Annotated in this window: 25 protein-coding genes; 12 read left to right on the forward strand and 13 right to left on the reverse strand. The window is 50.9% G+C overall.

The window, feature by feature from the left end:
- Positions 1–6 precede the first annotated feature (6 nt).
- From rplV to rpsL, 11 genes are all read right to left on the reverse strand, one after another.
- On the reverse strand, positions 7–339 hold the full coding sequence (gene rplV, locus ACO0LH_RS03500) for a 50S ribosomal protein L22 (protein ID WP_174244915.1): 333 nt from the start codon (positions 337–339) through the stop codon (positions 7–9).
- A gap of 6 nt (positions 340–345) precedes the next feature.
- Positions 346–621 carry a 30S ribosomal protein S19 gene (gene rpsS, locus ACO0LH_RS03505; protein ID WP_110255916.1) on the reverse strand — a complete coding sequence of 92 codons (276 nt, stop codon included), beginning with the start codon at positions 619–621 and terminating at the stop codon, positions 346–348.
- 10 nt (positions 622–631) lie between these two features.
- The gene (rplB, locus tag ACO0LH_RS03510; protein WP_422939647.1) at positions 632–1,459 is read right to left on the reverse strand and encodes a 50S ribosomal protein L2; all 828 of its coding nucleotides are present in this window, start codon (positions 1,457–1,459) and stop codon (positions 632–634) included.
- A 2-nt stretch (positions 1,460–1,461) separates the two neighbouring features.
- A complete protein-coding gene (rplW, locus tag ACO0LH_RS03515; protein ID WP_422939648.1) occupies positions 1,462–1,776 on the reverse strand; it encodes a 50S ribosomal protein L23 in 315 nt (104 codons plus the stop codon).
- Positions 1,773–2,396 carry a 50S ribosomal protein L4 gene (gene rplD, locus ACO0LH_RS03520; RefSeq protein WP_422939649.1) on the reverse strand — a complete coding sequence of 208 codons (624 nt, stop codon included), beginning with the start codon at positions 2,394–2,396 and terminating at the stop codon, positions 1,773–1,775. The genes rplW and rplD overlap by 4 nt, the downstream gene beginning before the upstream one ends.
- Before the next feature lie 3 nt (positions 2,397–2,399).
- Positions 2,400–3,056, reverse strand: a complete 657-nt coding sequence (gene rplC / locus ACO0LH_RS03525) for a 50S ribosomal protein L3 (protein ID WP_422939650.1) — start codon at positions 3,054–3,056, stop codon at positions 2,400–2,402.
- A gap of 222 nt (positions 3,057–3,278) precedes the next feature.
- Positions 3,279–3,596, reverse strand: coding sequence for a 30S ribosomal protein S10 (gene rpsJ / locus ACO0LH_RS03530; RefSeq protein ID WP_110255911.1), 318 nt, complete (start codon positions 3,594–3,596; stop codon positions 3,279–3,281).
- Between the two features lie 135 nt (positions 3,597–3,731).
- Positions 3,732–4,922, reverse strand: a complete 1,191-nt coding sequence (gene tuf, locus ACO0LH_RS03535; protein ID WP_422939651.1) for an elongation factor Tu — start codon at positions 4,920–4,922, stop codon at positions 3,732–3,734.
- 78 nt (positions 4,923–5,000) lie between these two features.
- A complete protein-coding gene (gene fusA / locus ACO0LH_RS03540) occupies positions 5,001–7,106 on the reverse strand; it encodes an elongation factor G (RefSeq protein WP_422939652.1) in 2,106 nt (701 codons plus the stop codon).
- A 128-nt stretch (positions 7,107–7,234) separates the two neighbouring features.
- The gene (gene rpsG / locus ACO0LH_RS03545) at positions 7,235–7,705 is read right to left on the reverse strand and encodes a 30S ribosomal protein S7 (RefSeq protein WP_186957171.1); all 471 of its coding nucleotides are present in this window, start codon (positions 7,703–7,705) and stop codon (positions 7,235–7,237) included.
- Positions 7,706–7,850: 145 nt separating this feature from the next.
- Positions 7,851–8,234 carry a 30S ribosomal protein S12 gene (gene rpsL, locus ACO0LH_RS03550; protein ID WP_110258019.1) on the reverse strand — a complete coding sequence of 128 codons (384 nt, stop codon included), beginning with the start codon at positions 8,232–8,234 and terminating at the stop codon, positions 7,851–7,853.
- A gap of 515 nt (positions 8,235–8,749) precedes the next feature.
- Here rpsL and ACO0LH_RS03555 point away from each other — a divergent pair.
- From ACO0LH_RS03555 to ACO0LH_RS03600, 10 genes are all read left to right on the forward strand, one after another.
- Positions 8,750–10,672 carry a phosphoethanolamine transferase gene (locus ACO0LH_RS03555; protein ID WP_422939653.1) on the forward strand — a complete coding sequence of 641 codons (1,923 nt, stop codon included), beginning with the start codon at positions 8,750–8,752 and terminating at the stop codon, positions 10,670–10,672.
- A gap of 111 nt (positions 10,673–10,783) precedes the next feature.
- Positions 10,784–11,908 (forward strand): MlaE family ABC transporter permease, encoded by a 1,125-nt coding sequence (locus tag ACO0LH_RS03560; RefSeq protein WP_422939654.1) that lies wholly within the window; start codon positions 10,784–10,786, stop codon positions 11,906–11,908.
- Positions 11,908–12,699 (forward strand): ABC transporter ATP-binding protein, encoded by a 792-nt coding sequence (locus ACO0LH_RS03565; protein WP_422939655.1) that lies wholly within the window; start codon positions 11,908–11,910, stop codon positions 12,697–12,699. Before ACO0LH_RS03560 ends, ACO0LH_RS03565 begins: the two co-directional genes overlap by 1 nt.
- Before the next feature lie 3 nt (positions 12,700–12,702).
- A complete protein-coding gene (locus ACO0LH_RS03570) occupies positions 12,703–13,653 on the forward strand; it encodes an MlaD family protein (protein ID WP_422939656.1) in 951 nt (316 codons plus the stop codon).
- A gap of 11 nt (positions 13,654–13,664) precedes the next feature.
- Positions 13,665–14,306 (forward strand): ABC-type transport auxiliary lipoprotein family protein, encoded by a 642-nt coding sequence (locus ACO0LH_RS03575; RefSeq protein WP_422939657.1) that lies wholly within the window; start codon positions 13,665–13,667, stop codon positions 14,304–14,306.
- A gap of 12 nt (positions 14,307–14,318) precedes the next feature.
- Positions 14,319–15,461 (forward strand): VanZ family protein, encoded by a 1,143-nt coding sequence (locus ACO0LH_RS03580; protein WP_422939658.1) that lies wholly within the window; start codon positions 14,319–14,321, stop codon positions 15,459–15,461.
- Positions 15,462–15,605: 144 nt separating this feature from the next.
- Positions 15,606–15,923 carry a (2Fe-2S) ferredoxin domain-containing protein gene (locus ACO0LH_RS03585; RefSeq protein ID WP_422939659.1) on the forward strand — a complete coding sequence of 106 codons (318 nt, stop codon included), beginning with the start codon at positions 15,606–15,608 and terminating at the stop codon, positions 15,921–15,923.
- Between the two features lie 4 nt (positions 15,924–15,927).
- Positions 15,928–16,584: an alpha/beta hydrolase gene (locus ACO0LH_RS03590; RefSeq protein ID WP_422939660.1), complete on the forward strand. Its 657-nt coding sequence runs from the start codon at positions 15,928–15,930 to the stop codon at positions 16,582–16,584.
- 45 nt (positions 16,585–16,629) lie between these two features.
- Entirely contained in the window at positions 16,630–17,778 is a 1,149-nt protein-coding gene (locus tag ACO0LH_RS03595) for a D-alanyl-D-alanine carboxypeptidase family protein (RefSeq protein ID WP_422939661.1), read from the forward strand.
- A 245-nt stretch (positions 17,779–18,023) separates the two neighbouring features.
- Positions 18,024–18,872 carry a D-amino acid aminotransferase gene (locus tag ACO0LH_RS03600; protein ID WP_422939662.1) on the forward strand — a complete coding sequence of 283 codons (849 nt, stop codon included), beginning with the start codon at positions 18,024–18,026 and terminating at the stop codon, positions 18,870–18,872.
- A 160-nt stretch (positions 18,873–19,032) separates the two neighbouring features.
- Here the strand turns inward: ACO0LH_RS03600 and ACO0LH_RS03605 are convergent, their stop codons facing one another.
- A complete protein-coding gene (locus ACO0LH_RS03605; protein WP_422939663.1) occupies positions 19,033–19,698 on the reverse strand; it encodes an NADPH-dependent F420 reductase in 666 nt (221 codons plus the stop codon).
- Between the two features lie 105 nt (positions 19,699–19,803).
- Here ACO0LH_RS03605 and ACO0LH_RS03610 point away from each other — a divergent pair, with 105 nt between their 5' ends.
- Positions 19,804–20,763 carry a LysR family transcriptional regulator gene (locus tag ACO0LH_RS03610; protein ID WP_422939664.1) on the forward strand — a complete coding sequence of 320 codons (960 nt, stop codon included), beginning with the start codon at positions 19,804–19,806 and terminating at the stop codon, positions 20,761–20,763.
- A 138-nt stretch (positions 20,764–20,901) separates the two neighbouring features.
- A complete protein-coding gene (locus ACO0LH_RS03615; protein ID WP_422940558.1) occupies positions 20,902–21,177 on the forward strand; it encodes a DUF493 family protein in 276 nt (91 codons plus the stop codon).
- 38 nt (positions 21,178–21,215) lie between these two features.
- Here ACO0LH_RS03615 and gcvA read toward each other — a convergent pair whose 3' ends face one another.
- Complete coding sequence (gene gcvA / locus ACO0LH_RS03620) at positions 21,216–22,115, reverse strand: transcriptional regulator GcvA (protein ID WP_422939665.1); 900 nt, start codon at positions 22,113–22,115, stop codon at positions 21,216–21,218.
- Positions 22,116–22,264 lie beyond the last annotated feature (149 nt).

The raw sequence follows: 22,264 nt of genomic DNA on the forward strand, positions 1-22,264 counted from the left end.
GACTCCTTAGTTACCAACGGTCACATAAATGTGACAGGATTGTTTAGAGATACGATCACCACGACCCTTAGCGCGTGCTGTGAAGCGCTTCAGAATCGCACCTTTTTCGACATAGATAGTCTTTACTTTCAGCTCATCGATGTCCGCGCCATCATTGTGCTCGGCGTTTGCAATTGCAGACTCCAACACTTTCTTGATGATCGCAGCACCTTTTTTAGGGCTGAATGCCAGGATATTCAATGCCTGATCTACTTTTTTACCGCGAATCAGGTCAGCCACCAGGCGACCTTTTTGCTCAGACAGACGCACACCGCGCAAATTTGCTTTAGTTTCCATCATCGGTCCTTATCTCTTAGCCTTTTTATCGGCTGCGTGACCCTTGAACGTACGGGTCAGCGCGAATTCGCCGAGCTTGTGACCAACCATGTTTTCGGAAACATAAACTGGTACGTGTTGCTTACCGTTATGAACCGCAATGGTCAAACCGATGAAGTCCGGCATAATTGTCGAACGACGGGACCAAGTCTTGATTGGCTTCTTGTCTTTGGTCGCTTGCGCGGTTTCGACTTTCTTCACCAGGTGGGCGTCGCAAAACGGCCCTTTTTTCAATGAACGTGTCATGTTTTATCCCTTATTTCTTGCCACGGCGTGAGACGATCATCGAAGTAGTACGCTTGTTGCGACGAGTCTTCTTACCCTTGGTTTGCTGACCCCATGGTGATACTGGGTGACGGCCGGCTGCAGTTTTACCTTCACCACCACCGTGCGGGTGATCGACCGGGTTCATGACCACACCGCGAACGGTAGGACGAACACCGCGCCAACGCATCGCACCAGCTTTACCGATTTTGCGCAGGTTATGCTCACCGTTGCCTACTTCACCGATGGTTGCACGGCATTCAATATGAATGCGGCGAACTTCACCAGAGCGCAGACGAACTTGAGCGTAAGTACCTTCACGCGCCATCAGGACAACGCCAGCACCAGCTGTACGTGCAATCTGAGCACCTTTACCTGGCAGCATTTCTACGCAATGCATAGTTGTACCGACCGGGATATTACGGATAGGCAAACAGTTACCAGATTTGATCGGTGCTTGCGAACCGTTCATGACCTGATCACCAGCAGCCATACCTTTAGGGGCAATGATGTATGCGCGCTCACCATCCGCGTAGCACAACAATGCAATGTGTGCTGTACGGTTAGGATCGTATTCAATACGTTCTACTTTTGCAGGGATACCATCTTTGTTGCGTTTGAAGTCAACCAGACGATAATGCTGCTTGTGACCACCACCGATATGACGGGTAGTGATGTGACCGTTGTTATTACGGCCAGCAGTTTTTGATTTCTTTTCCAACAAAGCAGCGAACGGACGACCTTTGAACAGGCCCTCTGTCACTACCTTCACCATACCACGACGACCTGGTGAGGTTGGCTTCATCTTAACGAGTGCCATGCTTATGCCCCCTCAGTGAAGTTAATTTCCTGACCTGGCTTCAAGCATACAAAAGCGCGTTTTGTATGATTGCGGCGGCCATTAAATTTACCGGTACGTTTTTGTTTACCTTGGCGATTTGCTACCTGTACAGATTCAACTTGTACTTTGAACAGCAATTCGACGGCAGCTTTGATTTCTGGCTTGGTTGCATCTGGCATAACCAGGAAAACCACTTGCTCATTCTTTTCAGCAACCATCGTTGCCTTTTCAGAAATCACAGGAGCCAGCAACACCTTCATCAGGCGTTCTTCGCTATGTTTGACTGGTGCGTTCATGCCAGCATCTCCTCAATCTTTGCCAATGCCGGCTTGGTGATCAACACTTTCTTGTAGAACACCAAAGAAACTGGATCAGCATAACGTGGCTCAACAACCAGTACGTTTGCCAGGTTACGGGCAGCCAACATCAGGTTTTCGTTGAATTCATCAGTGATGATCAAAACGGAATCCAGGCAACCCATTGCTTTCAACTTCTCAGACAACAATTTTGTCTTAGGAGCATCAACAGCAACATTGTCAACCACACTCAAACGGCCTTCACGTGCCAACTGAGACAGAATCGAGCAGATACCTGCGCGATACATCTTCTTGTTAACTTTGTGAGAGAAATTCTCGTCAGGAGAGTTCGGGAATATACGACCACCGCCACGCCACAAAGGAGAGGAAGACATACCAGCACGTGCACGACCAGTACCTTTTTGACGCCAAGGTTTCTTGGTTGTGTGATGGACTTCTTCACGATCTTTTTGTTTGCGGTTACCGCTACGGGCATTGGCCTGGAATGCAACGACGACCTGATGAATCAGGGCTTCATTGTAATCGCGACCAAAAATAGTATCAGGAGCGACTACATTCGACGCTGCTTGACCTTGTTCGTTTAGGAGCTTCAGTTCCATGGATTAGGCTCCCTTCTTGGCTTTAACTTTAACAGCAGGAGATACAATCACCTGACCATTTTTTGCACCCGGCACAGCACCCTTGACCAGCAACAACTGGCGCTCTGCATCTACGCGAGCGATTTCCAGATTTTGCACAGTACGAGTAGCATCACCCAGATGACCAGTCATGCGCTTACCAGGGAATACACGACCTGGATCCTGCGCCATACCGATAGAGCCAGGTACATTATGCGAACGGGAGTTACCGTGAGTAGCACGACCAGAAGAGAAATGGTGACGCTTGATGGTACCGGCATAGCCTTTACCAATTGTTACGCCTTGCACGTCTACTTTTTGACCAGCTTCGAACATGCCAACAGGCACAACATCGCCCATTTTCAATTCAGAGGCTTTAGCAGCATCGACACGGAATTCTTTTAATACAGTACCAGCTTCAACACCTGCTTTTGCGAGGTGACCGGCAGCCGCTTTTGTTACACGGGATGCACGGCGCTGACCGAAAGTTACCTGAACAGCGGAGTAACCGTCTGTTTCAGGAGTTTTGACTTGCGTCACGCGGTTGTTGGATACGTCCAAAACAGTAACAGGAATTGAATCCCCATCATCCGTAAAGATGCGCATCATGCCAACCTTGCGACCAACTAGGCCCAAGCTCATTGTTTTCTCCATTCTCACCTACGATTGGGTGAGGCTGATGTTTAAAAAACTTAAACGAATAGGCCAGCCGGAGCCGACCTACATCTAAGCCTTCGATTATAGCCCGCAAATTTTTTATTTACAAGACTATTTATTTGAATTTTCGAAAAATTGTGGTATGTCGAATTTTCAGTATTTTTCTGAAAACACTAATTTGCATCAGCATTTCCAAATCAATAAGAATTATTGCAATTTGATTTCTACGTCAACGCCAGCTGGCAGATCGAGCTTCATCAATGCATCAACTGTTTTGTCAGTTGGGTCAACGATGTCCATCAGACGCTGGTGAGTACGGATTTCGAATTGATCACGGGAAGTTTTGTTCACGTGTGGGGAACGCAATACGTCGAAACGCTGGATACGTGTAGGCAAAGGAACCGGGCCTTTAACAACAGCGCCAGTGCGCTTGGCTGTTTCTACGATTTCCAGAGCGGACTGATCGATCAGTTTGTAATCGAAAGCCTTCAGACGGATACGGATTTTTTGATTTTGTGTGGACATGATCATTCCTATAAAGAGCGGGCCATACGCGGTAGAACCGGTGGCATTTTTTTAACAAAGAGCGAAAAAACTAAAAGGCTGCCGCATTAAATTCAATACGACAGCCAGCTAGTATACTACAAATTACGGCAGATATTACTCGATGATTTTAGCAACAACGCCAGCACCGACTGTACGGCCACCTTCACGGATAGCGAAGCGCAAGCCTTCTTCCATCGCGATCGGGTTGATCAGTTTTACTGTGATCGAAACGTTATCACCTGGCATGACCATTTCTTTGTCTTTCGGCAACTCGATCGAACCAGTTACGTCCGTTGTACGGAAGTAGAACTGTGGACGGTAGTTGTTGAAGAATGGTGTATGACGGCCACCTTCATCTTTGGACAATACATAGATCTCGCCTGTGAAGTGGGCGTGAGGCTTGATGGAGCCTGGTTTTGCCAACACTTGACCACGCTGGATATCTTCACGCTTTGTACCACGCAGCAATACGCCGACGTTGTCGCCTGCTTGACCTTGGTCGAGCAGTTTGCGGAACATTTCAACGCCTGTGCATGTTGTTTTGACTGTGTCTTTGATGCCGACGATTTCGATCTCTTCGCCAACTTTGACGATACCGCGTTCGATACGGCCAGTAACGACTGTACCGCGACCGGAGATGGAGAATACGTCTTCTACTGGCAACAGGAAGGCGCCGTCAACAGCACGTTCTGGTGTTGGGATGTAGGAATCCAGAGCAGCAGCCAGTTTCATGATGGCTTCTTCGCCCAGTGGACCTTGATCACCTTCAAGGGCCAGTTTAGCGGAACCTTGAATGATGGGCAGGTCGTCGCCTGGGAATTCGTATTTGGACAGTAATTCACGCACTTCCATTTCAACCAGTTCCAGCAACTCAGCGTCATCTACCATGTCGCATTTGTTCAGGAATACGATGATGTATGGAACGCCAACTTGGCGGGCCAACAGGATGTGTTCGCGTGTTTGTGGCATTGGGCCGTCTGCTGCGGAGCAAACCAGGATGGCGCCGTCCATTTGAGCCGCACCGGTGATCATGTTTTTAACATAATCAGCATGGCCTGGGCAATCAACGTGGGCGTAGTGGCGAGCAGCTGTTTCGTACTCAACGTGAGCTGTATTGATGGTAATACCGCGCGCTTTTTCTTCTGGTGCTGCATCGATCTGGTCGTATGCTTTGGCTTCGCCGCCGAATTTTTTCGACAATACTGTCGCAATCGCTGCTGTCAGTGTGGTTTTGCCGTGATCAACGTGACCAATTGTGCCGACGTTTACGTGCGGCTTGGTGCGTTCGAACTTACCTTTTGCCATTTTATTCTTCCTTCAAAAAGAACGATTTATCAACAATAGAAAACCCACCCCGGCATGGGGCGGGCCTTTGATTCTTTATTACTTAGCTTTGGATGTGACGATAGCGTCAATCACGTTCTTAGGTGCTTCAGAGTAGTGCTTGAATTCCATGGAATACGTTGCACGACCTTGTGTAGCAGAACGCAGGGATGTGGAATAACCAAACATCTCAGACAAAGGCACTTCAGCTTTGATGATCTTGCCACCGCCGCCAGCGATTTCATCCATACCTTGAACCATACCGCGGCGTGAAGACAAGTCACCCATGACTGTACCAGCGTAGTCTTCAGGTGTTTCAACTTCAACAGCCATCATTGGTTCCAGGATAACAGGGCTTGCTTTACGGCAGCCATCTTTGAACGCCATCGAACCCGCCATACGGAAGGCGTTTTCGTTGGAGTCAACGTCATGGTAGGAACCGAAGAACAGTGTGACTTTAACGTCAACAACCGGGTAGCCAGCCAATACACCGGAAGTCAGTGTTTCGCGAACACCTTTTTCAACTGCAGGGATGTATTCGCGTGGAACTGTACCGCCTTTGATCGCGTCAACGAATTCAAAGCCTTTACCTGGTTCTTGCGGCTCGATCTTCAGAACAACGTGACCATACTGACCACGACCACCGGATTGCTTAACGAATTTACCTTCGATTTCTTCGCAAGTTTTGCGGATAGTTTCGCGGTAAGCAACTTGTGGTTTACCTACTGTGGCTTCAACGTTGAACTCACGCTTCATACGGTCAACGATAATGTCCAGATGCAACTCGCCCATACCGGCGATAATTGTCTGACCAGATTCTTCGTCAGTACGTACGCGGAAAGATGGATCTTCAGCGGCCAGACGGTTCAATGCCAGACCCATTTTTTCCTGGTCGGCTTTGGTTTTTGGCTCAACTGCCTGAGAAATAACTGGCTCTGGGAATATCATGCGTTCCAGAACAACGATAGCTTTTTCATCACACAGGGTATCACCAGTCGTTGTGTCTTTCAGACCAACCACGGCAGCGATATCACCCGCCATCATTTCTTTGATTTCTTCACGTTGGTTCGCGTGCATTTGAACCAGACGGCCGATACGTTCTTTTTTCTCTTTAACAGAGTTGTAAACGCTGTCGCCAGAATTCAATGTACCGGAGTAGCAACGGATAAAGCACAATTGACCAACGAATGGATCAGTTGCGATTTTGAATGCCAATGCAGAGAATTTCTCTGTATCTTCCGCTTTACGGACAACTGGTTCGTCATCTTCGTTCACACCAGGAACTGGTGGGATGTCCAATGGGGATGGCAGGTATTCAACAACCGCATCCAGCATCGCCTGTACGCCCTTGTTCTTAAATGCAGTACCGCACATCATAGGAACGATTTCGGAAGCGATGGTACGTTGACGCAAAGCAGCTTTGATTTCTTCTTCAGTCAAATCACCTTCTTCAAGGTATTTGTTCATCAGCTCTTCGCTGGCTTCAGCAGCTGCTTCAACCATGTTTTCGCGCCATTTTTGCGCTTCAGCGACCAGGTTCTCAGGGATATCACGGTATTCAAATTTCATACCTTGAGATGCTGTGTCCCAGATGATTGCTTTCATCTTGACCAGATCGATCACACCTTCGAACAAGTCTTCAGCGCCGATAGGCACTTGCAGAGGCACTGGGTTGGCTTTCAAACGTGCACGCATTTGATCGTACACTTTGAAGAAGTTCGCGCCAGTACGGTCCATCTTGTTGACGAATGCCAAACGTGGGACTTTGTACTTGTTAGCCTGACGCCATACGGTTTCAGACTGAGGCTGAACGCCACCTACTGCACAGTAAACCATGCAGGCGCCATCCAGAACACGCATGGAACGCTCAACTTCAATTGTGAAGTCAACGTGGCCTGGTGTATCGATGATGTTGATGTGATGCTCAGGAAAGTTGTTCGCCATGCCCTTCCAGAAGCATGTCGTCGCAGCGGAAGTAATGGTGATACCACGCTCCTGCTCTTGCTCCATCCAGTCCATGGTGGCGGCGCCATCATGCACTTCACCAATTTTGTGGTTTACACCGGTGTAGAACAATACGCGTTCAGTTGTCGTCGTTTTACCGGCATCAATGTGAGCAGAGATACCGATATTGCGGTAGCGCTCAATGGGGGTCTTACGGGCCATAGCTAATCCTAAATCTTTTAATGGACAAAACCGAGCGCAATTTTTCGTAAAAATCGCGCCCGGCCTGATTCAAAATACTTGCCAGAGCCGTTGCACTAAAGACATACAACAGCTCCTTACTCTTACTCTTAGAAGCGGAAGTGAGAGAAGGCCTTGTTGGCTTCAGCCATACGATGGACTTCATCACGTTTCTTCATTGCGCCGCCGCGGCCTTCTGCGGCTTCAAGCAACTCACCACCCAAACGTTGTGGCATGGATTTTTCGCTACGCTTGTTAGCGGCTTCACGCAACCAACGCATAGACAAAGCCAGACGACGAACTGGGCGCACTTCTACAGGCACCTGGTAGTTCGCGCCACCAACACGGCGGGATTTAACCTCAACCAGTGGTTTGGCGTTGCTGATTGCCAGCGCAAATACTTCCAATGGATCTTTACCAGATTTTTGCTGGATGTGATCGAATGCGCCGTAGATGATGCCTTCAGCAACAGATTTCTTGCCGGACAACATCAATACGTTTACAAATTTTGCTACTTCTACATTACCGAATTTTGGATCCGGCAGTACGTCCCGTTTCGGGACCTCACGACGACGTGGCATTTCAATTCCTTTCAATCTTCAGTTGAGCACAAAGCAACATTTTGCTTCACGCTCGCGACAGGCCATCATAACCGGTCACTTACTCGGCTTATTTCCAAACCGACACTGATCCGTAATAGTTTACGGAGATTAAATTACGAGATAATTACTTCTTAACTGCCTTAGCACGCTTAGCACCATATTTGGAGCGAGCTTGCTTACGGTCTTTAACGCCTTGAGTATCCAAAGCACCGCGAACCATATGGTAACGAACACCAGGCAAATCCTTTACACGACCACCGCGCAGCAAAACTACGCTATGTTCTTGCAAGTTATGGCCTTCACCGCCAATGTACGAAATCACTTCGAAACCATTGGTCAGGCGAACTTTGGCAACTTTACGCAAAGCCGAGTTAGGCTTTTTTGGAGTTGTCGTATAAACGCGGGTGCAAACGCCACGTTTTTGCGGGCTGTTTTCCAGCGCCGGCGATTTGCTTTTCACACGTGCAGAAACACGTGGTTGGCGAATCAGTTGATTGATGGTTGGCATCGTTTTTAATCCAACAAAATACAACGTTAAACACAAACCCGGAAACGGTTGCCCGGGAACTAAGAATCATTTTTTTGGCCTGAAATTTTCAGACTTACCCGACAATTGCCTGCTTTTTAGGCATCGCCACACAGGTAAAACCGTGCGCAGCAAACATAGGAAATGCAAACCCAAAATCGAGAACTCGCAATTTTATGCCGTGACGCGCAAGCATGTCAACGCTTTTTATTACTTAAATTCAAGCGCTTACAGCACGAAACGCCTACAGGGGAATCGTCCGGAAGATTGCTGACCAGCCTTTCAGAGTAGAAAATTTCCAAAGAAAAGCAAGCTTTTCCAGATTTATTCCAGTTTTGACAAGTAGCAATCTTTTTAAATATCGATAAATTCCGGCTTCCCTACGCCGCTGCCAAAGTAAATCATTTACTATTTACGCCCTTAACGCCCCACCCCATCTAAGACCACACCGGTGGATGGCAGCCGTCAACCCTTCATGCAAGCTGAGCCTCATTCACATGCCCGCCCTGTTTCGCCCTGCCCCGCTATTCCTGATCGTCAGTTACCTGCTACTGTCGGCGATGCCGTTTTTCCCCTTGCTGCTGGGGCAGGCGGTAGAGAAACCATGGCATTTACTGGCAATGGAACTGGTGTCCTGGCTGGGCTTTTGGGCTTTACTGCAACGACCGCGCTGGTTCCATTACCTTTTGCTGCCGGCTTTTTTTGCCGTGCCGACAGAAATTTACCTGCGCTTGTATTTTGGACAAGGTATCTCCACCCACCATTTGGGCATCATGGTAGAAACCAGCCCGAAAGAAGCCATGGAGTTTCTGGGCAACAAGATATGGTTGCTATTATTTATCGTCGTGGCCATGACTGGCTGGTGGTGGAGCCTGTTAAGAATTGCCCAGCAAAATGCTGGCTGGCATTGGCGGCATTGGTCACGCTGGCTGGTACTGGCGCTGATTGCCACTGGTGCGCTGCTCTTTTTTTATGGTGACCAGATAGGCGTCGCCACGAAACCGGCATCCACCAGCAACAGTGGCAGCGCATCCGCATCAGAAGAGGAAGACGACGAAGAGGACGAAGAGGACGATGAGGCCAGCGCCAGCACATCTGCTTCGGCCTCAGTCAGTGCCTCAGTGAATACATCAGCCAGTGCATCGGCAAATACGCTGGCCGTATGGCGCAAGGCATTGAAAAAGCACTTGCCGCCACTGCCCTATTGGGCGCAGATCCCTTACGATGATGACACTTTTATCCGTACCTGGCCGTTTGGCCTGGTTCTGCGCGCGACTGATTTCTGGAATGAACGCGACTATCTGGCGAGACTGTCGGAAAAGAGCAGGGACTTCCACTTCCAGGCGCATCTGGACGGCAACCCGGAATTACCGCAAACCGTGGTGATGGTGATTGGCGAATCATCCCGCTTTGACCGCTGGAGCCTGAACGGTTATGAACGCGACACCAATCCCCTGCTGAAACAGGAAAGCAACCTGGTCAGCTTTAGCGATATGGTGACGGCCGTGTCAGCCACCCGCCTTTCTGTGCCCATCATCGTTTCACGCAAACCGGCGGCGCAAAGCCTGAAAGCCGGTTTTTCAGAAAAATCGTTTATTACCGCCTTTAAAGAAGCCGGCTTCAAAACCTATTGGCTGTCCAACCAGATGAGCTTTGGTCAATTTGATACACCGACCTCGGTCTTTGCCAAAGAAGCTGATGTCACCCAGTTTCTGAACCTTGGTGGTTTTACCAACAACTCCAATCTCGATCAGGTTTTACTGGCACCGATGAGTATTGCATTGCGCGACGCCACACCGAAAAAACTGATCGTCCTGCACACACTGGGCAACCACTGGAACTATAGTCACCGCCACCCTGCCTCCTATGACCAATGGAAGCCGTCCTTATTTGGCATCGTCAACCCGGCCTACACGGACTTGAAAAACAAGCAGGCCTTAAATAATAGTTATGACAATTCCATACTATATACAGACTGGATCTTGTCGGAAATGATCAAGCGTCTGAAAACCAGTCAGCAAATCACCTCCCTGTTTTATGTATCTGATCATGGCCAGACTTTATATGATGGCAGTTGCAATCTGGCTTTCCACGGCCACAATACGCAATACGAGTTCCATGTCCCGGCCTTTATCTGGTATTCAGATGCCTATCAGGAACGCTTCCCCGACAAGATAGACGAACTGCGCAAACATCAAAAATCCAGACTCTCGACAGAAAACGTGTTTCACAGTTTGCTCGACATGGCCAATATCCGCTATCCGGATGAAAAGATGGAATGGAGCGTTCTGAACAAGAAATTGAAAGCCCATACCCGCTATGTCGACAGCTATGGCTGGACCGACTATGACAATGCCACTTTCAAAGGTGATTGCCGCGAAGTCATGGATAAAAAGACGCCCTTGGCACAAGAAAAATAAAGCGGCCTTCGACCTGCCTCTCTCTAAAGTTGTCAACGACAAATGCGGGTAAATGAATGTCATGACTGGCATTCATTGCAGTAAAAGCACTTTCTCACTTACACTTGCTGCATGTCACAAGAGATAGCGCCAACGCTCAGCTTTACCCATCAACAACAGCCGACTGCCAATGTGGCCGGTGCATGGCTGGTGCATGCGCTGTCTGGTGCTGCCAAGATGCGTGAAATCACAACGCAATTGAAACAGGCGACAGCGAACCCGGATCTGCACTGGGATCTGTCACAGATCACCAGGCTCGATCACATCGGCGCACAAATGCTATGGCGGGCATGGGGCAAGCAAAGACCCAGGCATCTAATACTTCAAGAAGCGCATGAAGGTCTGTTTGAAAGACTGGAACAGGTCGATCATCTGGTGATTCCAAAAGCACCAAAACCCAGACTGACACGCATCATGCAACTGGGTGCGCAAGTATTGGGTCTGTTTGACCACTTGCACAGCTTCACTGCTTTGCTCGGTCAGTTGATGCTGGATTTGTCGCGCTTTGCACGCCATCCCATCAAGGCACCATGGAAAGAGCTGTCTGCCAATATCTATCGCACAGGTGGTCAGGCACTAGGCATCACGGCGCTGGTCGGCGCGCTGATAGGCGTGGTGTTATCGTATCTATCCGCACAACAGTTAAGAACTTTTGGTGGCGATCTGTACATCGTCAACATCCTCGGCATGAGCATCGTGCGCGAACTGGGCCCCATGCTGGCAGCCATTCTGGTGGCTGGCCGCTCGGGCTCGGCCATTACTGCCCAGCTGGGTGTCATGCGGGTGACCGAAGAACTGGATGCCATGCGGGTCATGGGCATACCGCACGGCTTTCGCCTGATCATGCCGAAGGTGCTGGCACTGGCCATCGCTATGCCTTTGCTGGTGATCTGGACCGATATCATGGCTCTGGCAGGGGGTATGGTGTCTGCCCAGGCCCTGCTCGGCATGTCGCCTGAATTTTTTATCTATAAGTTGCCCGAGGCGGTTCCCCTGCTTAACTACTGGATAGGCATGGCCAAAGGTGTGACCTTTGGTATCTTGATCGCCCTGATCGCCTGTCACTATGGTTTGCGCATAGAACCCAATACCGAAAGCCTGGGCCGTGGCACCACCAATTCAGTCGTTGTCGCGATCACCATGGTGATCATTGCGGATGCTATTTTCGCTATTATTTTCAGCAAGACAGGCTACTGATGAATAACGAAAATATCATAGAAATCCACGGTCTGCGCACCCAGTTTGGCCGTGCCGTGGTGCACGACCAGTTGGACCTGCAAGTGCGGCGTGGTGAAATACTCTCCATCGTCGGTGGCTCGGGTTCCGGCAAAACTGTCTTGATGCGCCAGATGCTGGGGCTGGAAACACCCGCACGCGGCAGCATCAAGGTGTTTGGCGATGACCTGCACGCAAAAAACGCACGGCATATGGATTTTTTGCGCAAACGTTCAGGCATGCTGTTTCAGCATGGGGCGCTGTATTCGGCCCTGAGTGTGTTTGACAATGTTGCGCAACCCATGCGTGAACTGGGTACCCTACCCGAGGAACTTATTACTGACCTCGTCTATCTGAAACTGCATATGGTAGACATTGCTTTTGAACATGCACGCAAGATGCCGGCCGATTTATCAGGTGGCATGATAAAACGCATCGCCCTGGCGCGCGCCCTGGCGCTCGACCCTGAGCTTTTATTTCTGGACGAACCAACTGCCGGTCTTGACCCGGATCGTTCAGACAGTTTTGTCGAGTTGATCAGTTCCCTGCATCAGCAATTGCGACTGACCGTCATCATGGTGACCCATGACCTTGACAGCATGTTCGCCCTGTCCAGCCGTATTGCCGTTCTGGCAGACAAAAAAGTGGTTACCATAGGCACACCACAAGAAGTGGTGCACTTTCAGCATCCATTCATACGTAGTTTCTTCCTTGGCGGACGCGGTTTGCGTGCCATGGAAATCATGTCACCCACTTCGCAACAGGAAACATAAGTTATGGAAAACAGATCTCACGCCCTCATGGCAGGTTTCTTTACCATCGCTTTGCTGACGCTGGCTATCCTGATGGCGGTCTGGCTGGGGCGCGACAAAATCAAGCGCGTACCTTATGAAATTGTCACCAAGGCAGCCGTGTCCGGCCTGAATTTGCAGGCCATCGTGCGCTACAAGGGTATCAAGGTTGGCAATGTCACTGACATTGCTTTCGATGACAATAATCCCGGGCAAATCATCCTGCGGCTGGAAGTCAAACCCGATACCCCGGTTACCACGTCAACTTTTGCCACGCTGTCTTATCAGGGCGTGACCGGTATCGCCTTTGTGCAACTTGATGATGATGGCTCATCCAAAATAGCCTTGGTACAAGACAGCACAGCCGCACTGGCCAATGTCGTGCCACGCATACCCTTGCGACCTGGCATGATACAAAACCTGGAACAACGCGGTCAGGCCATACTGGGGCAGACTGAAGAAATGATGCGCAAGCTCAATGTCATGCTGGACCCGAATAGCGAGAAATCGGTGGTCACCGCCATTGATAATTTTAATAAAGCCGCTGTTGCCTGGAAAGCGCTGCCGGCAAAGCTGGAACCTACACTGGTACGCTTGCCGGAATTGGCTGACCAGGCCAAGTCCAGCCTGGTGGCGATACGCCATCTTTCTACCGACGTCAGCAAGCTCACCAATAACCTGAATCAATTTACCAGCAGCTTGCAGGCACCTGACGGCTCACTGGCGCGCCTCAATCTGGCGATTGACCAGATCAATACTTCGCTGACGGTGGACACGTTGCCGCGTATACAAAACCTGACTGGAGAAGCCAGAACGACATTGCGCTCGTTCAGCCGTACCTCTGACGCCATCAATGAACGCCCGCAGAGCTTGCTGTTTGGTAAGCCAGCTGTAGCACCGGGGCCAGGCGAGCCCGGTTTTGTCGCGCCCAAATAAAGGAATACGACATGAAATATCCGCAAATTTTGCGCAACACTGGCAGTCTGATGCAATTCAGTTCAGGCATGTTCTTGCTGCTTATCCTGTCTGCCTGTGCTGGCAATCCAGCAGTGCAACGCCAGCAATATGATTTTGGGCCAACGCCCACTCCAGTGACGTCTGCACCATCTGCCCAGGCAAAAACCGGCTTCCAGATCGGCCTGGCAGAAGTCACCGTACCCGCTGCCTTGGACAGCAGTGCGATGCTTTACCGCCTGCAATACGACAATGTGCAGCAGCTCAAGGCCTACACCCTGCACCGCTGGAGCATGACACCAGCCGACTTGCTTTCACAAAGATTGAAAGCAAGACTGATGGCGAACGGCAATGAAGTGCTGGCCAATACCGCCGGTGCAGTCAACCTGCCCGTCTTGCGCATTGATCTTGATGAATTTTCACAAATCTTCAGTTCTGCCAGCCAGAGCCAGGCGCAAATCAACTTGCGCGCGTCAGTCATCAAAGCCGGCAAGCTGATCGCACAAAAAAGCTTTCAGCAACAGGTAGCTGCCACCAGTGCCGATGCGCCCGGTGGTGCCAGGGCCATGCAGGAAGCAACTGACGCCAGCATCAATGAACTCCAGTTGTGGCTGGCAGGTTTGCCCTTGAAATAAAAAGCGCGACTGATGCTGCCGCCAGATACCCAAACTGAAAAAGTCAGCGCCCTGCGCAGCTCGCCCTTCGCCAGGGTGAGCCTGGTGGCGTATCTGTTCCTGATCGTGTATGCCAGCTGGTACCCCTTCACTGGCTGGCAAACCAATAGTCTGGCAACCCTGCCTGACGTGATCCGGCAATGGCCGCGCTATTGGTCAGTATTTGATGCCAGCATCAACGTCGTTGGCTATATTCCGTTTGGTGTCTTGATCGTGTTTGCGCTGTATCCATTGGTCAACCGCTGGTGGGCTGCCTTGCTGGCGGCACTGAGCGGCGCATTGCTGTCAGCGATTGCCGAATCGGTGCAAATTTTATTGCCCACCCGCGTCACCTCCTTGCTGGATTTTTTGACAAACGCCTCCGGTGCATTGATAGGCGCCATACTGGGAGCGCTGCTGACACCGCTGATACTGGAAAAAGGCCGCCTGCAACTGCTGCGCAAGCAATGGACGGATAAAGAATCCAGCAGGGAAATCCTGGTACTGGGTTTATGGATCATGGCGCAGATTTTCCCGCAGGCCTATCTGTTCGGCCTGGGACAGATTGTGCCCATCATCTCGCAGAATCTAAGTGAATTATTCAGCATGGATATCGACATTAGTGCATTTCTGATGCAAGGTTTCGATCCCAGTGCAGAAGAATATTTATTATCGGAAACCATCATCACCGCCTGTAGCTGTACCGGGGCTTTGCTGATATGCCTGAGCATACTGAACCGCCGCGCACCGAAAACCATTCTGACCGGCCTGCTGCTGACGGCTGCGCTGGTCAGTAAATCGCTGGCCAGCGCCTTGCTGTTCAAACCGGAATACGCTTTTTCGTGGCTGACACCGGGTGCCCGTGGCGGTTTGCTGATCAGCGTCATCATGGTGTATGGATTTTCTTACGCCCCGGCACTTGTACAAAAACGCCTGGCTTTGCTGTTGCTGGTGATTTCAATGACTGTTTTAAATCTGGTGTCTGACAGCCCGTATTTTGCAGCCACCATGCAAACCTGGGTGCAGGGCAAGTTTTTGAATTTTAACGGTGCTGCGCAATTCCTCTCGCTGTTCTGGCCATTTCTCGCCATCTGGGCTTTACTGCGCAAGCCCCGCCCCGCTGATATGGCAAGATGAAAGCGATAAACGGCTGGCGCTGCGCAATTGCAGTATCATTATGGCCTTAATGAGCAGGATGAGCAGTATCACCTGTATCGGCTTTATAAGCAGCACTGGCATCAGCCTTACCCTACTGGCAGCCATCAAAGCAGGATAAATTTTATGTCTGAACCTCTGTATTTTCAAAAGCACGTTTTCTTTTGCATGAACCAGCGCGATGACGGTCGCCCATGTTGCGCCGACCGCGGCGCGCAGGCAGCGCAAGAACATGCAAAACGCCGTATCAAGCAACTCGACATGAGTGGCCACGGCAAGATCAGGATCAATAAGGCGGGTTGCCTTGACCGTTGCGAAGAAGGCCCTGTCATGGTCGTCTACCCGCAAGGCACGTGGTATACCTATGTAGATCAGACGGATATTGATGAAATCATCGAAGTTGACCTGATCGGTGGTGGCGTGGTTGAACGCCTGAAGGTCTGATTGCATGAATGCACAAACTGAACATTTCCTGATACCGGGCGCAGCCGGACAATTGCAATGCGCACTGGATTTACCTGACCCTGAAGCATTTCATGAAGTGCGCGGCCTGGCCCTGGTGGCCCACCCGCACCCGCTATTTGGCGGCAGCATGGACAATAAGGTCGCGCAAACCCTGGCGCGTACTTTTACCGGCCTGGGCTATGCGGCGGTACGCATGAATTTTCGCGGCGTCGGCCAGTCTGAAGGCGTACATGATGCCGGCATGGGTGAAACCGATGACATGGCGCTGTTGCTGGCACAGATGCGCCAGCGTTTTCCCGGTTTGCCGCTGGTACTCGCCGGTTTTTCTTTCGGCACGTTTGTACAAGCCCGTTTGCAGCAACGCCTGATGCAGGACACAGAAAACGGCCCGCCTGCCGAGCGCCTGGTGCTGGTTGGTGCTGCTGCCGGCAAATGGGCCATGCCTGACATTCCTGCCAATACCATCCTGATCCATGGCGAACTGGATGACACCATTCCGCTGACTGCCGTGCTGGACTGGCTGCGTCCGCAAGATATACCAGTCACCGTTATTCCCGGCGCTGATCATTTCTTCCATCGCCGCCTGCACCACATCAAACAACTGGTGTCGAGCATGTGGGGCATGACAGAAAAGACCTGAACTGACACAGCTTTTTATCGTTTTTTTGTAACACATTCACTATCAATGAAAAAATTTCTCGCAACAATTGCAGTATCACTACTGACCATGACCGCTGCCGTGGCACAAAGCCTGCCAGCGCCAACCATCGCTTCCAAATCCTGGCTCTTGCTGGATGTCACCAGCAATCAAGTGATTGCTGCCCAGGAACCGGCTTTACGCGTCGAACCCGCGTCCCTGACCAAGATCATGACCGCCTATCTGGTTTTTGCTGCGCTGAAAGATAAAAAACTGGATCTGAACCAGAGCGTCAATGTCTCGACCCGGGCATGGAAGGTTGATGGCAGCAGCTCCAAAATGTTCATCGAACCCAACAAACCCGTCACCATCAATGAATTGCTGTATGGCCTGATCGTGCAGTCCGGCAATGACGCAGCCGTGGCGCTTGCTGAAACTGTAGCAGGCAGCGAAGACGCCTTTGTCGTGCAAATGAACCGTGAAGCCGAACGCATGGGCCTGAAAGCCACGCATTTTGCCAACCCGCACGGCCTGCCAGCCAAAGACAATTATTCCACCGCACAGGATTTATCCAATCTGGCTGCCCGCCTGATACTGGATTACCCGGATTTTTACAAGACCTATTATTCGACAAAAAGCTATACCTACAACAAGATCACCCAGCCCAACCGCAATCGCCTGCTGCTGCTTGACCCTACTGTCGATGGCATGAAAACCGGGCACACGAAAGAAGCAGGCTACAGCCTGATTTCTTCTGCCAACCGCCCCAATGGCACTGGCCAGCGCCGCCTGATTTCTGTTGTGATCGGCACCGACAGCGACCAGGTACGTGCACAGGAAAGCCTGAAATTGCTGAACTGGGGTTACCTGAATTTTGACACGCTGAAGTTGTACGAAAAAGGCCAGGCCCTGGCGACACCAGAAGTCTGGAAAGGCACACAGGCTCAGGTCAAGATCGGTTTCGACCGTGATTTGTACGTGACCCTGCCAAAAGGCGCAGCCGCAAAACTGAAACCGGCGCTGGAACGCAAAGACCCACTGGTGGCCCCCATTGCCTTGAACAGCAAAGTAGGCACCGTCAAGATGATGCTGGACGGCAAAGCCGTGGCTGAATTCCCGGTACTGGCGCTGGAACAGGTCAACCAGGCCAGCATCTTTGGTCGTGCCTGGGATTCAGTACGCCTGATGTTCAAATAATCAGCAGCAGGCTTTAAGCCAGCCATCAGTCAAAGCCAGGCATACGCAAGATGCCTGGCTTTTTTGTACCTGCCTGCATGGACCATGCTTAATGCTGTTTATTGTTGCTGATGCTACTTTATGCTTTATTGCTGGCCGGATGCCATAAGCCCTGCTTATCCTTGTATGCTTTATTTGCATAAGCAGGTGCAGGGATTTGTGTGAGAATAAGTCTTTCACTACACATGCCGGATACCCTGCTCATCATGAATGATCCCCTGGTTTACCTGAACGGCGAAATGACGCCACTTTCCGAAGCCAAAATTCCTGTACTGGACAGGGGTTTTATTTTTGGTGACGGTATCTATGAAGTCATCCCCATTTATGCTCGCAAGATGTTTCGTGCCGACCAGCACATGGCGCGCCTGTTCCGCAGCCTGGCGGCGATAGGTATTCACAATCCGCATGACAAGGATGCATGGATGAGCCTGATCAACCAGGTCGTCAATGCCCACGAAGCCGATGACCAGATGGTGTATGTACAGGTGACCCGTGGCGTTGCCAAACGCGCCCATGCCTTCCCCAAGGATGAAGTCACGCCGACGGTCTTCATCATGAGCAACCCCATCGTCTTGCCGACTGCGGCTGCGCGTGAAAGCGGCGTTGCCTGCGTGTCCATGGAAGACAAGCGCTGGTTGCGCTGCGAGATCAAGTCCATCTCGCTGCTGGGCAATGTACTGGCCGCACAAAATGCTGCCGAACATGGCGTGGCAGAGAGCATACAGTTCCGTGATGGTTATCTCACCGAAGCATCGGCATCCAATGTCTGGATAGTCAAAGACGGTGTTCTCATGGGGCCGCCAAAGGACAACCTGATACTCGAAGGCATACGCTACGGTCTCATCGAAGAACTGTGCGCAGCCAACAAGATCAAGCTCGAAGCCCGTCGCATCACCCGCGAAGAAGTCTTTGCCGCAGATGAAGTCATGCTGTCATCCGCCACCAAGGAAGTGCTGGCGGTGGTCAAGCTGGATGACACGATGATAGGCGATGGTAAACCGGGCACGATTTATCATCAGTTGTATGCGGCTTATCAAGTGGCCAAGGCGACTTAAAAATACCGAAAACATATTAACTCGTAGGTTGGGCTACGGGGTATCAGCCCAACACTCGGCTTTTAAATAACATATACGTTTGTTGAGGCCCAGTGTTGGGCTGGTAAACCGCAGCCTAGCGAGGCCCGGCCCAACCTACGACATTGCCACCGATTGGAGCCTACTCCGCCTGCCCCAACAAACTAAACCCATGCGTCCAGTGCTGACGCTGGAAGGCATAGCTGATCCATAACATCGCCAGTGGTTCAATCAAACGCGCTGCGGTGATGTCCCCCATGTCGATGGCACCACGCCAGCCAAAATCACGCAGGATGGCGGTTACTTCTTGCTTGGCCTCTGCATCATTACCGGCAATGAACATATCCGGCTGACCATCTGAAAATGTTGGTTGCACCATATGCGTGGTGACGATGGTATTGAAAGCCTTGACCACCCGCGCCTGCGGCAGCAGTCTTTGTACCAGCTCACCGGCAGAATCACTGAAACCTACCGCCAGCTTTGGCGAACCTGTAGCAAAATCCAGTAATGGATTAACAGCATCAATGACGGTTTTGCCAGCAAAATTGTCAGGACCAGCCAGTGCCAGACTTGCTGCCAAGCCATCCCATGGCAAGGCCAGAAAAACCAGGTCGGCAGCCTTGGCAGCATCTGCATAACTGCTGGTCAGCGCCGTTGGCACAGCTGCCAGTGCTTCTTTGCTTTTATCGCTGTCAGGATTACGGGTGCCGAATATCACCTGATAACCCAGGCTGGCAAATCCTTTGGCGACGGCAACGCCAACGATACCATTGCCAAGGACCGCGACTGTTTTTGTAGCTGTTTGCATTTTGTTTCTCCTATGTAGTGAGTTGATGGGAGTGATTGTGAGCTCATTGATTAATACTGATAAGACGGCTATTCTTATTTTCAATCACAACCTGAAGTTATGAATATGAAGCTTGATATCTCGCAAAGAGTGCCTGCCATGCTGTCTTTTATACAAGCGGCAGATCGCGGCAGTTTTGCAGCAGCAGCCCGCGCCCTGCATATTTCAGCGGCGGCAGTCAGCAAAAATGTGGCGGGGCTGGAACTGGCTTTAGGTGTGCGTCTGATGAACCGCAGCACCCGTTCGCTGCAATTGACAACTGAGGGCCAGGCCTTTCTGGAACGCGCCCGCATCGCCATCGATGCGCTTGATCATGCGGTGGCAGGGGTAACAACAGAGCACGGCGCAGTGGCCGGACAGGTCAGGATGTCTACTGGCCATGCCTTTGGCTTGAATTACCTGTTGCCCCTGCTGCCAAAATTGCAAGCCCGCTATCCTGACCTGCAACTTGTTGTCGATTTTGATGATCACCGCATCGATCTGATACGTGATGGCTATGACCTTGCCCTGCGCGGCGGCATGATAGAGGACTCCAGTGTTGTTTCACGTACGATCTGTCAGATCAATACCATCCTGGTCGCCTCACCCGCTTATCTGGAACAATATGGCGTACCCGTATCGGTCCATGATCTGGACCAGCACAGGTTAATCGCCGTACGTTTTCTCAATGGCAAAATGACACCCTGGAACCTGAAACACAAGCAAGGTGAAATCAATCAGCCGCAGCCACGCAAGCCGGTACTAAGCGTGTCAGCACCGGAAGCTGCCGTGCAGGCAGCACTGATGGGCACAGGCATTGCTCAGGTCGCGGTGTATCATTCCTGGCGATACTTGAAAGAAAACAAGCTGAAAATCGTGCTGGCAGACCAGCATGAGGCTGGTCAAAGGCAAATGGTTTTGCAATATCCCCACCGTGCGCTGATCGCACCCCGCGTCAAGGCTACTGTAGAATTTTTGCTGGAAGAATTGCGTCACATCGAATCGCTGCACGTCGCCTTTCATGCGTTGCACGACTTTACTGCCTGACTTGAGCGCCTGACTATAATGTCTGGACTATATGCCTGAACACCGGCATTTCGCGTGTTGGCATATCCTGATATTGGAAAGCGGGCACATGACCCCATATACTGATATTGAATTAATTGACCTGGAATCATTATGGAAATGAAACCCATCCCGCCGGAAGAAAGTCTGATCGTTTATCCCAGCGATTTCCCTATCAAGATCATGGGGCCCATGCATGAAGATTTTACCAAGACCATGGTAGAAGTAGTGACCTCTTACGACCCGACCTTTCACGCTGGCAAGGTAGAAATGCGCCCTTCAAGCAAGGGGACATATATCTCGGTGACAGTCACCGTGCTGGCCACCAGCCGTGAACAGCTTGATAGTCTTTACCGTGAACTGTCTTCTCACCCTATGGTGAAAGTAGTTCTGTAACATCTGCTGAACTCTATGCGCCTGCACTACCGAAGTAGTCAGGCCATAGATTTGCGCTCGATAGCTATTTCATTCAACAGCCATTCCCTGAAGGCTTTTACCTGCGGCTTGAGCAGGGCATTCGGCGGATACACGAGGTAATAAGCTACTTCACACGGCACATCAATGCTGAACAGGCGTTTCAATAAACCTGCCTGTATATCTGAATGCACGATCACATGCCTGCCCAGGGCTATCCCCTGGCCATCAACGGCAGCGCGGGCAAGCATGGATGAATCCTGAAACACCAGGCCACCGATAGGTTCATCATTATCCAGGCCGGCCGCACGGAACCAGGGTTCCCACGGCTCACCATCACAGCGCAATAACTGCATTTCAGCCAGTTCAGCCGGGGTCTGCGGCAATTGCCCGCCATGAAAACAAGGGCTGGCTACCGGGTAATAATAATCCCCCATCAATAATTCACTGACCATGCCTGGATAATTGCCCAAACCAAAGCGTATACCGATGTCGATGGATTCGCGGTTATAGTCAGTCAGGTGGTTGCTCGATTGTAAACTCACTTCCAGATCCGGGTAATGTTCAATAAAGCGCCCCAGTCGCGGCGACAGCCAGCGCGCTGCAAACGAAGGCAGTGCGGTAATGCCCAGACGCTTTTGCTTATTGCGGGTTTTCAACTGTTCAGCAGCCTCACCCAGGCTTTGCAAAGCCTGCCTGATGGTGGCTGCAAACTGTTCGCCATCAGGTGTAATGGCGATACGCTTGCCATTACGCACAAACAGGCTGACACCCAGCTCTTCTTCCAGCGCCCGCACCTGATGGCTGATGGCCCCATGAGTCAGATGAATTTCTTCTGCTGCACGCGAAAAATTCTGGTGTCTTGCAGCGGCTTCGAAAGCCCGCAAGGCCGCCAGATTAGGTAATCGTCGAAAATCCATAGCCGCAAACCCAAGTATAAAGTGGTTTTTTCATGTGAATATAATTAGCAAACGATACGAAAATTACTCGTTTTATTTTCTATGCAGACACTACTACAATGCTCTTATCGCGGCGCAGCAATTTTCATCACACAGTACATTACCCAGTA

Origin of the sequence: Undibacterium sp. TJN19, assembly GCF_049339485.1 — a bacterium.
In the GTDB taxonomy this organism is placed as follows: Bacteria; Pseudomonadota; Gammaproteobacteria; order Burkholderiales; family Burkholderiaceae_D; genus Undibacterium.